The organism is Caballeronia sp. LP006 (genome assembly GCF_031450995.1).
Taxonomy (GTDB): domain Bacteria; phylum Pseudomonadota; class Gammaproteobacteria; order Burkholderiales; family Burkholderiaceae; genus Caballeronia.
The window spans coordinates 359925-374050 of the sequence record NZ_JARTVW010000005.1 but is presented as its reverse complement, the minus strand read 5'-3'; the positions used below and the strand labels follow the sequence as shown (position 1 = coordinate 374050).

General features: G+C 61.8%; 13 protein-coding genes. 8 read left to right on the top strand and 5 right to left on the bottom strand.

Annotation, left to right across the window (positions count from 1 at the left end):
- Positions 1-49: 49 nt before the first annotated feature.
- The 7 genes from mnmC (at position 50) to P9250_RS18370 (ending at position 9187) form a co-directional block, all read left to right on the top strand.
- Complete coding sequence (gene mnmC / locus P9250_RS18400) at positions 50-1840, top strand: bifunctional tRNA (5-methylaminomethyl-2-thiouridine)(34)-methyltransferase MnmD/FAD-dependent 5-carboxymethylaminomethyl-2-thiouridine(34) oxidoreductase MnmC (protein WP_409014913.1); 1791 nt, start codon at positions 50-52, stop codon at positions 1838-1840.
- Positions 1841-2621: 781 nt separating this feature from the next.
- Positions 2622-3824, top strand: a complete 1203-nt coding sequence (locus P9250_RS18395; protein ID WP_250466215.1) for a cation:proton antiporter — start codon at positions 2622-2624, stop codon at positions 3822-3824.
- A 44-nt stretch (positions 3825-3868) separates the two neighbouring features.
- On the top strand, positions 3869-4984 hold the full coding sequence (locus P9250_RS18390) for a YbdK family carboxylate-amine ligase (RefSeq protein WP_244826634.1): 1116 nt from the start codon (positions 3869-3871) through the stop codon (positions 4982-4984).
- 803 nt (positions 4985-5787) lie between these two features.
- A complete protein-coding gene (locus P9250_RS18385) occupies positions 5788-6432 on the top strand; it encodes a MarR family winged helix-turn-helix transcriptional regulator (protein WP_244826633.1) in 645 nt (214 codons plus the stop codon).
- 145 nt (positions 6433-6577) lie between these two features.
- Complete coding sequence (locus tag P9250_RS18380; protein ID WP_310394479.1) at positions 6578-7306, top strand: glutamine amidotransferase; 729 nt, start codon at positions 6578-6580, stop codon at positions 7304-7306.
- Between the two features lie 101 nt (positions 7307-7407).
- On the top strand, positions 7408-8520 hold the full coding sequence (locus P9250_RS18375) for an NADH:flavin oxidoreductase/NADH oxidase (RefSeq protein WP_310394477.1): 1113 nt from the start codon (positions 7408-7410) through the stop codon (positions 8518-8520).
- Positions 8521-8737: 217 nt separating this feature from the next.
- Positions 8738-9187, top strand: coding sequence for an SET domain-containing protein (locus P9250_RS18370; protein ID WP_244826630.1), 450 nt, complete (start codon positions 8738-8740; stop codon positions 9185-9187).
- 54 nt (positions 9188-9241) lie between these two features.
- Here the strand turns inward: P9250_RS18370 and P9250_RS18365 are convergent, their stop codons facing one another.
- From P9250_RS18365 to P9250_RS18355, 3 genes are all read right to left on the bottom strand, one after another.
- On the bottom strand, positions 9242-10762 hold the full coding sequence (locus P9250_RS18365; RefSeq protein WP_409014911.1) for a sensor histidine kinase: 1521 nt from the start codon (positions 10760-10762) through the stop codon (positions 9242-9244).
- Positions 10763-10782: 20 nt separating this feature from the next.
- Entirely contained in the window at positions 10783-11469 is a 687-nt protein-coding gene (locus P9250_RS18360; protein ID WP_244826629.1) for a response regulator transcription factor, read from the bottom strand.
- A gap of 282 nt (positions 11470-11751) precedes the next feature.
- Positions 11752-12015: a hypothetical protein gene (locus P9250_RS18355; RefSeq protein WP_310394475.1), complete on the bottom strand. Its 264-nt coding sequence runs from the start codon at positions 12013-12015 to the stop codon at positions 11752-11754.
- Between the two features lie 2 nt (positions 12016-12017).
- On the opposite strand from P9250_RS18355, the gene P9250_RS18350 reads away from it, so the two are divergent.
- Positions 12018-12503, top strand: a complete 486-nt coding sequence (locus P9250_RS18350; protein ID WP_310394473.1) for an Lrp/AsnC family transcriptional regulator — start codon at positions 12018-12020, stop codon at positions 12501-12503.
- Here the strand turns inward: P9250_RS18350 and P9250_RS18345 are convergent.
- The gene (locus P9250_RS18345; protein ID WP_244826626.1) at positions 12479-13018 is read right to left on the bottom strand and encodes a class IV adenylate cyclase; all 540 of its coding nucleotides are present in this window, start codon (positions 13016-13018) and stop codon (positions 12479-12481) included. The two genes, P9250_RS18350 and P9250_RS18345, sit on opposite strands and share 25 nt — an antisense overlap.
- A gap of 88 nt (positions 13019-13106) precedes the next feature.
- On the bottom strand, positions 13107-14009 hold the full coding sequence (locus tag P9250_RS18340) for a LysR family transcriptional regulator (RefSeq protein ID WP_250526417.1): 903 nt from the start codon (positions 14007-14009) through the stop codon (positions 13107-13109).
- Between the last annotated feature and the right edge of the window lie 117 nt (positions 14010-14126).

Sequence of the window (14126 nt, the reverse complement as noted above, 5' to 3'; positions counted from 1 at the left end):
TAGCGGACGCCTTCGCTTCCCTTCCCTTTTTCGCATGACCGAATCATCGTTGCCTACGGACAAGCTTTTCGAGCTGCACGATCTTCCCGCGCGCTGGCGGCATCGGCGCGTCTTTACTTTCGTCGATACGCAATTCGCGCACGCCAACCGCTTTCTCGACATCTGGCGACGTTGGCGTGATGACAACGCGCGTTGCGAACGTCTGCATGTAGTCGTCATCGCGCCGTTGCATGCGCTCGATGCAGCGCCGTCGAAGAACGGCGACCCGCTCGCGGACGCACTGATAAACGCCTGGCCGATGCGCGTCTCCGGCATGCATCGGCTCGAATTCGATGCAGGGCGCGTGGTGCTGACGCTCGCCATCGGCGATGCGAACGACATGCTGTCGAGACTGTGGCTGCGCGCCGATGCCTTCCATCTCGACGCCGCCGCCTTCGACAAGCCGCAATGGTTGTGCAAGGGCATCGCGCGGCTCGCGGGCGACGACGCAACCGTATCGGCGACGAACATCGCGGACGCCGCCTCGCTGCGACGCGCATTGGAGGCATCGGGTTTCACGTGTGCCGACGACCGAAGCGCGCGCTTCGCCCCGCGCTGGCGCGTGCGTCGTCACGAACCGCCGCGCGCGTCCGCTGTCCAGTCGCGCGAAGCCATCGTGATCGGCGCGGGACTCGCGGGCTCTGCAATGACATCGCGTCTCGCGGCGCGCGGCTGGCATGTCACGCTCATCGACCGGCACGCGCTGCCCGCGCGCGACGCGTCGGGCAATCCGGCTGGCGTGTTTCATCCCATCGTCTGGCGCGATGACAGCGTCGCCGCGCGGCTCACCCGTGCGGGCTTTTTGTTCGCGCTGAGTCAGTGGCAAGCGCTCGAAGCGCGCTCTTACGACTTGCAACGTAGCCGCGATGGCTTGCTGCAAATCGCGGACACGCCCGAAGACGCCGCCGCGATCGCCGACGCCATCGCCCGTTTCGCGTATCCGCGCGACTACGTGAGTTCGGTATCCAGCGCCGATTCATCGCGTATCGCAGGCGTGGATATCGCGCGCGGCGGATGGTTCTTCCCGCACGGCGGCGCGATCTCGCCGGCATCGGTCTGCGCGGCGCAGCTTGCAGATGCCGGCGCCGCGCAGACGACGCGAATGAACACGGAAGTGGCGCGCATCGAACGTGATGGTGACAACTGGCGCGTCTTCGACACGCACGACGCGGAGGTCGCGCGAGCGCCGATTCTCGTGCTGGCGAACGCGCATGAAGCTGCGCGACTCGCACATCTCGATGATGCAACGACGAGCAGCGTTCGCGGACAACTCAGCGTCCTGGACAGCACCACGCTCGATGGATTGCGCGTTCCCGTCATCGGCGAAGGTTATGCGGTGCCTTTGGGCGAACGAGGCACGCTGATCGGCGCGACCTATGACATCGACGATCCCGATATCGAAGTTCGTGACGCAGGGCATCGGGAAAACATCGAGCGCGTTGGAGCCATGCTTCCGGCACTGCAAGCGACGGCGCATGTGAAGCAAGGCCGCGTCGCGTTCCGTTGCGTGACGAGCGACCGCATGCCGATGATCGGCCAGTTCGCCGATGAAGCCGCCGCGCGCGCCGACGCCGCCCGCCTCAAAGGCGCGTGGCCGCTCGACCTGCCGCGCATGCCGGGTTTGTATGGCGCGTTTGCCTTCGGTTCGCGCGGGCTCGTCTGGGCGACGCTCGCCGCGGAACTCATCGTCTCGCAGATCGAAGGCGAACCTTGGGTCATCGAACGCGAACTCGCCGAGTCGATCGATCCCGCGCGCTTTTTATTGCGAGCGCTGCGTCACGGTCAATTCGACGCAACGTAGTTATCCAAGCCGGGTTGTGGATAAGACCCGGGTTTACCGAAGAACGAGTTGTGGACTCGTTGTGCACGTAAACGGGACAACCCGCGCAAGTGCCCGAGCGTCCCGAAAGTTGTTCAAAGTTGACCGCCATGCCTGAACATGTTTACCGCTGCGTTCTGCTTTTCACAATTGCTTGTTTGGAAAGGAGAAATTGGTCTTATCCACAGGTGAGGCAGGTGCTTGTTAACTACTACTACATGTATATACAGTAAACCTGTAAACACCTGACACAGAGGCTATCGGAAGAGGGAAAACGAATCCGCAAACCGCCGGCCGGTCAGCCTTGCCGCCTTCGCGCGTGCGCGGCTGTCGCTTTTACTTTATAAAAATCATGAGCCTGGACTTCCCTGTCACGGTCATCGAGGTATGGCACAATCGCGCTTCTTCCCGCGTCGCGCCGTTCAGACGGCGACCGCTTCAACGGAACGATGAGCGCGCGCCACGAATCTGATCAACCAGGGCCGCGCTGTCGTCTGGCCGTCGGCCCGCCTCCGGGCAAGCGCCGCTTGTCTTGCCCGCATCCGTCACCATCTCAATGCGCGCGAGTCGTAAGCCGCGCGATGGAGCCGGATGCGTCGTCTAATTCGTGCACGGCTGGTTCCGTGACGCCGTGTTCGTTCGCTTTCGTTTCATTTGAATGAACTCATTCGCCTGAACAGGCGAGCCGCTCGGATGCGCCGCGCGCGCAAAGTCACGCAACAGAACGTGCATCCTCTGCTGCAACGAAGGAGAAGCAAACACGATGAATTCGGCCTTTTCGTTTTTGCCCGCCTGGCCGCTCGAACCCAATGCCATTCTTTGGGCAGGTCTTGCGCTCGTCACCGCCGGCCTCGCCGGAGAATTGCTCTGGCGCGCATGGCGTCTGCCGCGTATCACGGGCTATGCGGTCATCGGGCTGATCGCCGGTAACGCGGGACTCGGTGTGATCGACGTAAGCGCAGGCGCCATCTCACGGCCTCTGCTGGATGTCGCGCTCGGGCTATTGCTCTTCGAACTCGGCGGCCGGCTCGATTTGCGCTGGATCCGCCGCAATCCGTATCTGATTCTGTCGAGCATCGCCGAAGCCACGCTTACCTTCGGCTTCGTGCTGATTGCGTTGATGTTATGCAACGTGCCGACAATGCCTTCGATCGTCATCGCGGCCATCGCCATGGCGACGTCGCCCGCAATGGTCATCCAATTGAAGACCGAATTGCGCGCCGAAGGACAGGTCACGCAGCGTCTTCTCACGTTGACCGCGTTGAACAGCATGTACGCGGTAATTGTCGAAAAACTCGCGGCCGGCGTGTTGCATCAGGAAATTTACGGCAATGCGTTTGCAACCATTCTGCAGCCGCTTTATCTGCTGATCGGTTCGCTCGTGCTGGCCTTCCTGCTCGCGCGTGCATGCAACCTGCTGTATCGGCGTCTGAATGCGAACGACGAGCACTCCTTCGTCGCGTTGTTCGGTCTCGTGCTGCTGGCTATCGCGATCGCGCATATCTTCAAACTGTCGATCATTCTTGCGCTGCTTGCAGCAGGCATCATCGTTAAGAACGCTGATGAAAAGCCGCAACTCTGGCCTACGCATTTCGGTTCCGCTGGATGGCTGCTGACCGTCATTCTTTTTGCGCTGACACTGACGTCATTCGAATGGCGCGATATCGCGCTTGGCGGTGTAGCGGCGCTCGCGCTGATCGTCGCGCGCTTCATCGGCAAGCTGGCCGGCGTGATGATTTTTGCAAAGCCGAGCGGCCTCGACTGGAAGCAGGGCGCGGCGTTGGGCGTCGCGCTCACGCCGATGTCCGCGCTTGCCTACCTGCTCGTCGACGACATGTACGTGCTTTATCCGAGCTACGACCCGACGCTTCGTGCGATCGTCATGTGCTCGATCGTCGTGCTGCAAATCGTGTCGCCGTTCCTGGTGTACCGTAGCCTGTCGGCGGTGGGCGAGCGGCGCGAATAGGCGCCGCACCGCACCGCACGGGCATTGAATTTTTTAGAGGCGTCATGGCACTCGAACCATTTATCGACTCCGAGCCGTTCACCTTCGGCGTGGAGCTTGAGATCCAGGTCGTCAATACGCACGACTACGATCTGACCCGCGCCGCGTCGGACCTCATGCGTCTCATCAAGGACGAAGAGATTCCGGGCAACATCACGCCGGAAATCACCGAAAGCATGATCGAGCTTTCGACTGGCATCTGCACGACGCATGAACAGGCCGTCACCGATCTGCGCAAGATTCGCGATACGCTGGTCGCGGCGGCGGATCAACTCAATGTCGGCCTTGCCGGCGGCGGCACGCATGCTTTTCAGCAATGGAGCGACCGGCAAATCTACGACGCGCCGCGCTTCCAGTACATCTCCGAACTCTATGGCTACCTGGCCAAGCAATTCACGGTGTTCGGCCAGCACGTGCATATCGGCTGTCCGGACCCGAATAGCGCGCTGTTCCTGTTGCATTCGATGTCGCGCTATATTCCGCACTTCATAGCGCTTTCGGCATCGTCGCCGTATATCCAGGGTGTCGATACCGGCTTCCATTCGGCACGGCTTAATTCGGTATTCGCGTTCCCGCTTTCCGGACGCGCGCCGTTTGTCCTCACGTGGGACAGCTTCGAGGAATACTTTTCGAAGATGGTGCACACGGGCGTCGTGAACAGCATGAAGGACTTCTACTGGGATATTCGGCCGAAGCCGGGTTTCGGCACCATCGAGGTTCGCGTGATGGATACGCCACTTTCTGTCGATCGCGCTGCGGCGATTGCTTGCTATATACAAACGTTGTCGCGGTATTTGCTGCTCGATAAACCGCTTACGCCGCAAGAAGACGATTACCTCGTCTACACATTCAATCGTTTCGAAGCTTGCCGCTTCGGTCTGGAAGGCACTTGCGTGCATCCGCAGTCGGGTGAGCGGCACACCATCGGCGAAGATATTCTCGCAACGCTGGATGTACTTGCACCGCATGCCGAAGCATTGGGTTCGCAAGCGGCGCTCGCGCAAATCGCGGACATTGCACGCGGCGGCATGAATGACGCCACTTGGTTGCGCGGTGTGTTCGACAAAGAGAAGTCGCTACACGAAGCCGTACGTCAGCAATGCCTGCAATGGCGCGCATGACGCTGCCCTTACACACGCGTTGAAGTGAGAATCAAGACGAAAGGCCGTTTCGATGAAAGTCGAAACGGCCTTCGTGCTTTGAAACTTCGGTCTCGCTATGTTGTGTATGAAACGCGTGCATGCGGAACTTAGGAATAAGCTCGTTGCCTGAACGTTACGTGAATCGTTACGGCATCTCTAAGGTTTCCCGTGAGAAGTCCGTATACCTACGTAATAGAAGGTAACGAGGACTGCGCGACGCTATGGAAAACGTTAAAAAGCGCTGCAAGGTCAACGAATTGGAAAAACGATAAGGCGGTGAATCAAAGTTGAATGGATGCGCGCGGCCAAGGATAAGACAAAGGGTGGTCGAAAGATGCCTTGGCTTATCGAGAGTTCGCTCACAACCAAACGCTACGTTTTTCCACGGGTTATCCACAGTTTTGCGTGAATAATTAAGGTGTACGTTTGTTCTAGGTCGCTTAGAATGGCGACGTTGCCGACGGCGCGTTATAGTCGGCAAAAACATAGCGCCGCAACCGGTCACTTTGGACGCAAAGCAAGATTGTCGAGCAGGGTGGCGAAGTGGCTGGTGACAAGATGGCGCATAACGAAGAGGGTTGCATGTCCCCCAGTCAGGCAAAGCGAATTGGCTTGGTACGCCTGAATTTTGAGACGGCGGGGACCACGACCTGAAGGCGGTCTTTGGAATACTGACAGCAGTGCACAGGCAGCAGGTTCCTGGGGCGGCTTAGGGGACGTGGTGTTCGTTGGTTAGCGAACATGCCGTCAAAACCCATAAGCGGAACAACAAGCGAAAGATCATGAGTGAAGGTTTATACGGAGAGCAGGCGACGGGGCGGGTGACCCACGGCCTGCTGAGGCTGAGCACAGCGATGCGCAGCCAGGCCTGGGAATGGGCGGAAGGCGCGGGGCTTACGCCAACCCAGGGTGAAATTCTCGTACTGCTGATGCAGCGCAAGGGGCCCATGCGCCTCGGCGAGATTGCACGGGAAACCGCGCTGACCGCCGCGACCACCAGCGACGCCGTGAGCACGCTCGAAGGCAAGGGGCTCGTCGAAAAGCGCCGTGCACTCGACGACGGTCGCGCACTGGCGGTGCGTCTAACCGCACGCGGCCGCACGGCCGCCAAGCGCGCGCTGCAATGGCCGGACTTCCTCGCGAAGGCGGTCGGCACATTGCGTGAAGAAGAGCAAGCGGCGCTTTACCGCAGCTTGCTCAAGACCATCCGCCAGCTCGAAACACAACAGCAGATTCCGGCGCATCGGATGTGTCTGTCGTGCGCGCATTTCCAGCCGAGCAAGAATCCGAAGAAGGTGCTGCATCATTGCGCACTGCTTCAGATCGACATGGCGGATACCAATCTGCGTCTCGACTGTTCGGTATACGAAGAAGCCGACGTCGCCACGCAGAAGAAGAGCTGGAAGGTCTTCGCGCAAATCGCCTGAACGGCAACGGCCCGGGACAACCCGGGTCGATCGGTGCAAAGGTACGCTGTGAGGCCGCGTCGAGTCGGTTAGACTGTGCGCGTCGCGCCTCCTGGCGAGGCGCGGCTCGTCTCTACTCCGCAGTCCGAGCCACGGAAACCCGCCGATGAAACATGAAGTCCTGGCGATTCGCCACGTCTATTTCGAAGATCTGGGCAGCCTCGAACTGGTCGTCGGCGACCGCGGCCATCTCGTGCGTTATCTCGACGTGGGGCGCGGACGCATAGACGCGCCCGATCCGCTCGACGCATCGCTCATGGTCGTGCTCGGCGGGCCGATCGGCGCCTACGACGATGCGCAGTATCCCCATCTGGCTCCGCTTTTGTCGATGCTCGAAAAGCGCATTGCGGCGGGCTTGCCGACCATCGGCATCTGTCTTGGCTCGCAGCTGATCGCGCGTGCTCTCGGCGCGCGCGTGTATTCGTCGGGAAAGCTGGAGCTCGGCTGGTCGCCGCTTGCGCTGACCGACGCCGGGCGCGCGTCGCCGCTGCGTCATCTCGAAGCTGACGGCAAACCCATTCCCGTATTTCACTGGCACGGCGACACCTTCGATCTGCCGCAAGGCGCGAGCTTGCTTGCATCGACGGAAGCTTGCGCGCATCAGGCGTTCTCGTGGGGCGAGCATGTGCTTGCGCTGCAGTGCCATCCCGAAGTGCTGCCAGACCGGTTCGAGAGCTGGCTCGTCACCTATCCCGCGGATATCGCCAGGAGCGGCGCCACGGCCGTCACGCTGCGTGAAGAGACGGCGCGCCACGGTCCCGCCCTCGAACGCGCGGCGCGCGCCATGTTCCACGAATGGCTCGACAAGTTTCCCTGCACCGAACGTCAGGGCTGAAGGTCAAGGCGCGGATTGCGGCGGGTGGCACCGCATGCATCCTGCACGGAAGAAATCCCGATGCTATTCTCGATCGCATCTTTTCTCACCGAGCCTTCGACATGAGCGCGCTTTTCACTCCCAAGACCTTACGCAGCCTTCAGCTTCCCAATCGCATCGTCATTTCGCCGATGTGCCAGTACTCCGCCGAACGCGGCGAGGCCACCGCGTGGCACATGATCCATCTGGGCCAACTCGCGCTCTCGGGCGCGGGCATGCTCGTCATCGAGGCGACCGCGGTCGAGCCCGACGGCCGCATCACGCCTGGCGATCTCGGTCTCTGGGACGACGCGACCGAAGCCGCGCTGCGTCCGGTCCTCGCGGCCATCCGCCAGTATTCGGATATCGCCGTGACCATGCAGCTCGCGCACGCGGGCCGCAAGGCGTCGAGCAACAAGCCGTGGGATGGCGGCCAGCTGATCCCGGTTGCCGACGGCGGCTGGATGACGCATGCACCTTCGGCCATTCCGCACAAGGAAGGCGAGACGCCGCCGCTCGCGCTCGATGCGGCCGGCCTCATTCGCGTGAAGGAAGCGTTCGTCGCATCGGCGAAACGGGCGGCGCGGCTTGGTATCGACGGCATCGAAGTGCATGCGGCGCATGGTTATCTGCTGCATCAGTTCCTGTCGCCGCTCGCCAATCAGCGCACCGACGAATACGGCGGTTCGCTCGAAAATCGCATGCGTTATCCGCTCGAGATTTTCGAGGCCGCGCGCGCCGCGTTTCCCGCCGACAAGCCCGTCGGCGTGCGCGTGTCCGCGACGGATTGGGTCGAGGGCGGCTGGACCATCGAGGACACGATCGCGTTCGCGGCGGAACTGAAGAAGCGCGATGTCGACTGGATCGATGTCTCTTCGGGCGGCGTATCGCCGCTGCAGAAGATCACGCTCGGGCCGGGCTATCAGGTGCCGTACGCACAGGCGGTCAAGGAAGCCACGGGCGTGACGACCATCGCGGTCGGTCTCATCACGGAGCCGCAGCAAGCCGAGGCGATCGTTGGTAGCGGCAAGGCGGACTTCGTCGCCATCGCGCGGGCCGCGCTGTACGATCCACGCTGGGCGTGGCACGCCGCCGCCGAGCTCGGCGCGACCGTCACGGCGCCGCCGCAATACTGGCGCTCGCAGCCGCGCGAACTGAAGAACCTGTTCGGCGACGTGGCGTTCGGCCAGCGCTAACCAACATCATCAGTCAATACCCACGGATACTCACGGGCCAGTTGTTCGACAGCGGCCCGGGAGTGTACGATAACGATTGAGTTGAACAGCACGTTCAACCATGCCAACGCGGCGCCTCAGCGGCCACCGCGTTTTTTTTATCCGCTTTCGTCGAGACGATCCAAGACGAAGTGGACATGAAGCCAACCCCACACCTCGTTTATTAAGGATTCGTTCGATGAGTTCACGCAGGATCACCGTCCGCCGCTCGGGAGTACATGGCAAGGGCGTATTCGCCGTGAAGCACATCGCGGCGGGTGAGCAGGTGATGGAATACAAGGGCGAGCGTATCTCGTGGAAGGAAGCGCTGCGCCGGCATCCGCACAATCCGGATGAGCCGAATCACACGTTCTACTTCGCGCTCGACGACGGCAGCGTGATCGACGGCAAGATCGACGGCAACAGCGCGAAGTACATCAATCATTCGTGCAAGCCGAATTGCGAAGCCGAGGAAGTGGAAGGGCGCGTGTTCATCCACGCCCTGCGCGATATCGAGCCGGAAGAAGAGCTCAATTACGACTACGGCCTCGTGATCGAAGGCCGCATCACCAAGAAGCTCAAGAAAGAATACGAGTGCCGTTGCGGCGCGAAGAAGTGTCGCGGAACCATGCTCGCGCTGAAGAAATAGGCGCTTGCAACGCCATGGTAAAGAAGCCACTGCATGGAATCATGCCGTGGCTTTTTATTTTGCGGCGGCTGGCGCCGCGCCGTCCTTGAGCGGCACACGCACGATGAAGCGCGCGCCGCCTTCCGGAGCGTCTTCGTAATGCACCGTGCCGCCGTGCAGCGAGATGATGTCGTGAACGATGGCGAGCCCGAGTCCCGCGCCGCCTTCCACCATCTGACCGTCGCCACGGAAGAAGCGCTTGAAGAGATCGGGTTGCTGATCCGGCGGCACACCGGGACCGTTGTCCTCGATGACCACCTCGCCGAAACGCTTGCCTTGCGCATCGTGCCAGTCGCCGATGGTCAGCGTGATGCGCGATCCTTCATGACGCGACGGCGGCACATACTTGAGCGCGTTGTCGATGAGATTCGCGATCACCTCGCGCGCCAGCACGATATTGCCGCGCGCCATCATCGGATGTTCGTTGTCGGGGTCGTCGAGACGCTGAAAGCCCAAATCCACGCCCGCCGACAACGCGCGCGGCACCCATTCCGCGCCGGTTTCGAACGCGAGCGTGGCGAGATCGAAGTCGGTGAAACGCGCGGCTTGCTCGCCCGGTTCGGCGCGCGCGAGCGAAAGCAGTTGATTCGACAAACGCACCGCGCGATCCGCCGATGCGCGCAGTTCCTTCACCGCTTCGATGGCCTTCGCCGGATCGCGCGAACTAAGCGCTTGCTCCGCGTGCAGCTTGACGGCGGTAAGCGGCGTGCGCAATTGGTGCGCGGCATCGGCGATGAATTTGCGTTGTGCATCGAGCGCGGCCTGAAGACGCACGAGCAAGCCGTTCATGGCGCTCGTGAGCGGACGGATTTCGCTTGGCACGAAGGTTTCGTCGACGGGTTCGAGCGAGATGTGGGTCTGCTGGTTGAGCGTGTCGGCGAGATCGGTGAGCGGGTTCAATTGCTGATTCACCACGCGCCATACGATCACCCAGCCTGCGAGCAGCAAAAGCAGCAGCGGCATCATGATCGCGAAGAGAAACTCCACCGCGATTCTGTAGCGCGAGCCCACGCGCTGCGCCACTTCGACGACGATAGGATTGCCCGTCGGCTGCGGCACGCGCACTTGCGCGGCGCGCACGCTCACGCCCTGATAGTGCGTTTCGAAAACGTATGCATAGTGGATGCGCCGCACGGCGGTGCCGGTCAGCGGCAGATCGGGCTCGCCGGCAATTTCCTGGTCGCCCGTGCTGATGCGATAGACGAGCTGCTCCACCGGATCGGAGAACATCGCCTGGGCGAGCGGCGGAACGGTGACGGGGGCATCGACGCCCGCGAGCTGAATCTGCTTGGAGATGGCGGTGGCGAGATCCGCGAGAGAACGGTCCACCACGTGCTGCGTGTACTGCCACGCGAGCCAGTACGCCATCAGGCCGCTCATCAGCGCGAGCAGGGACAGCGGCGCGGCCAGGCGGCGCAACAGCGTGCGCCGCAGGCTCGGTGACGCGGGAACTTCGGTGGCCTTAGATCGCGCCAGATCGAGCCAATCTTCGCGGGCGAAACGCTGATCGCCCGCGCGCCGGGTGGGAAGTCGCAAACCGTTCTACCGCCGGGACGTCACGTCGCCTGACGGATCTCCTGAAGCAAATAGCCGAAGCCGCGCACCGTCACGATTTCCACGCGCGTGTTTTCGAGCTTTTTGCGCACGCGATGCACATAGACTTCGATGGCCGTATCGCCGAGATCGCCGCCGAAATGTGTCAGGTGATCCTGCAATTGCGCCTTGCTGACGACGCGGCCATGACGCAGCAGCAGCATTTCCAGCACGGCGAATTCGCGCGGCGACAGTTCGAGCGGACGCTCGTCGTTGAAGATGCGGCGATCCACGCCCGACAGACGCAAGCCGCCCAAGGTGACTTCGGGGCGCGGCACGTCGCCGTGCGGGCCGCTACGGCGCATCACGGCGCGAATGCGCGCTTCCAGTTCCTGCGGCTCGAAGGGCTTGAGCATGTAGTCGTCGGCGCCGCTGTTCAGCCCCTGCACGCGGTCATGCAGTTCGTCGCGCGCGGTGAGGATGATGACCGGCGTATGCCGGTTGCTCTGGCGAAAGCGCGCCAGAAGCGTCATGCCGTCGATGCCCGGCAGGCCCAGATCGAGAATGACCAGTTCGTGGCGGTTCTGCGCGAGCGCTTGCTCGGCGAAGATGCCGTCGTGGACCATATCGACCGTGAAGCCCGACTGTTCGAGGCTGCTCTGGATGCCGCGCGCAATGGGGCGGTCGTCTTCAATCAGAAGGATTCGCATGAACTCGCTCAAGTACGATGGGTTTAACCCGAGCCGGCGCCCAAGCCGGTGACATGCACGACGCGGCGGCGCGGGTTCGAGCCGGATCAAATCCGTTGATTCTCATGCGGCGTCGCGCGAACGTAACCTCGAGCCGCGAGCGGCCGTACACCGGATGACTTTCTGCCTGAACGTTGCCCAGGCTAGTTGCGCTGCTGATTGTACAGCGTCAGTCAGAAGTGCCGGTCGATCGGCCGGGTCCACGGGCGCGCGTCACGCGGCTACATTACACGCGCTTATAAATCAGCCTTCACGACCGAAAGATTTCAGCACGATTTCTTTCTCCAAGCTTCGCATCGGCTTCCATCCATGACGTGAAGCTGGCAAAAGGCGCTTTTCGATCCTTTCGATCATGTCACGGTTGGTAATACGGCTGTTACCTTGTCGGTTGCCGTAAGCAGGCGTTAAGCTCCGCGCGAAACGGCCCTTCGGCGCGTCGGGTATGTGAGCGATGGCACTTTCATGCGCTAAAGTCGCATCTTCGTTTTCGCTTTCGCGCGCGCCCAATCATGCTGGAACTCGATCATTTCGATCTCGCTTTGCTCGATGTGCTGCAACGCTTCGGCCGCGCCACGCATCAGCAATTGGGCGAGCAGGTGCCGCTGTCGCCGTCGCAGATCGGCCGTCGACTGCAGCGGCTCGAAGCGACCAGCGTGATCGAAGGATATCGGGTGGTGTTGCGGCCAGAAAAGCTCGGCCTCGGTGTGACCGCGTTCACGAGCCTGAAGCTCAAGCATCACGGCGATTCGATCATCGAGGAGTTTCAGCAGCAGATCGAGACGCTGCCCGAAGTGCTCGAATGCCACGCGACCGTCGGCGATGCGGATTACCTTCTGCGGATCGTCGCGCCCGATCTGAACGCGCTGTCCACCTTCGTGATGAAGAAGCTGATGCGCGTTCCCGGCGTCGATAGCGTGCGCTCGAACATCGTGCTCACGACATTCAAGCGCAACGGTCCGCTTCCGCTAGGTCACTTGTCGACCGATTCCGCCTGAAGCGTCGGATTCAGCAAGTCGACATAAGCAACCGGCACCAGATCCGTCTGTTCCACGCCAAGACGCGCGAACATGGCGTGCGCTTCTTCCTCGCCGCCGGCTTCGTCGTCTTCCTGACCCAGCAGCACTTCGAGTTCGATGAAGTCCCCAAGCCCATCCACGCGATCCAGATGGATGCGCGTGCGCCCGACAAGATAGACATGCCTTTCCTTCGTGACGATGCCGCGCGTGGTCAGCGCCTGCGCGAGCAGCGTATGCATGGCTTCGGGATTCGTCACGGGACTGCGCGAGTAATACGAGACTTTCGGGCCGTCGCGGTCGTCGCGCTGATAGAAGATCAGCTCCGATGGCGTGCCGTCGTCGAACTGGCGCAACTTGAGACGGCCGGTGGGCACGTCGTAGAAGAAGTCCTGCTGGCGAAACACCAGCGGCCTGTCGGTGGCGAGCGCGGCGGCGCGCTCACGCAATTGGTCGAACTGATGAGCGCGTGCCTTGATTTCGATGTTGCGTGCCATGGAGGACTCCGGTTGAGCGGTTTGCCTTGAATGAAGCATCTGCGCTCAAGCCTAGCAAAGTTTCGATGAAGGCCGCTTGAACTTCGCCTTACATCGACCATTGGGCGTCGATGAGCCGCAGCGCCGCCGCAATCGCCGGTTCCTCGCGGCGTTCGGCGAGCGTCACGAACGACAGTTGTGTCGATACCGTGACGCCCTCGACGATTGTCAGCGCATGCGCGTGCGCCTCCCGAAGCGCGATCGAATCGCGGGCGAGCGAAAGGCCCACGCCCGATTTGACGAGATCGAGCATCGACGGCTCCTGATCCACTTCGGCGACGATGGTCGGCGACGCGTTGGCATCGCGGAAAATCTGCGATAGCAGCCGGTTGTGCGCGGATTCCGGCGGCGTCCAGATCCACGGCAACCGCGCGAGCGTCGCCCAGTTGCGCTTTCCCTTGTTCACGCGGTTATGCCAGCCGGCGGGCGCGAGCACGCGATAGTCGAAGGGCGTCAGCCGCACGACATGAAAGCGCTCGCCATCGCGCGTGCCGTCCGCCGCAGGGTCGCCGATGTAGTAGCCGACATCCAGCTCGCGCGACTTCACGCGTTCGAGCACCCAACCCGACATGCCATGCCGCAACGCCGTTTCAATGCGCGGATACGCTTCCACGAGTTGCCGCAGAAAGCCGCCAAGGCGCAGAAATTCGGGGTCGAGAATCGTCCCGATGCGCAACGTGCCGCTCACTTCGTCGCGCAATGCGGCGGCGGCGCGTTGGACATCGGCGGCGGCGACGAGCGCGCGTTCCGCGTGCGGCAGCAGCGCTTCGCCGTCGCGCGTCAGCAAAAGTCCGTGCGATGTCCGCGAAAACAGCACGACGCCGAGCATCTCCTGAAGATTCTTGATCTGCAGACTGACCGCTGGCTGAGTGACATGCAATTGCGCCGCCGCGCGCGTGAGATTGCCTTCGCGAGCGACGGTGATGAAAGCGCGCAAAAGTGTGTAGTCCATGCGCTGATATTAGCGCGACTTATATCGCCGATGAACATATCTCATTGGATTTGCTGCGGCTTGCGGCGTTACTCTCGCCAGACCATGCCGCGACAGACGGCATTGCCGGCCATCAGG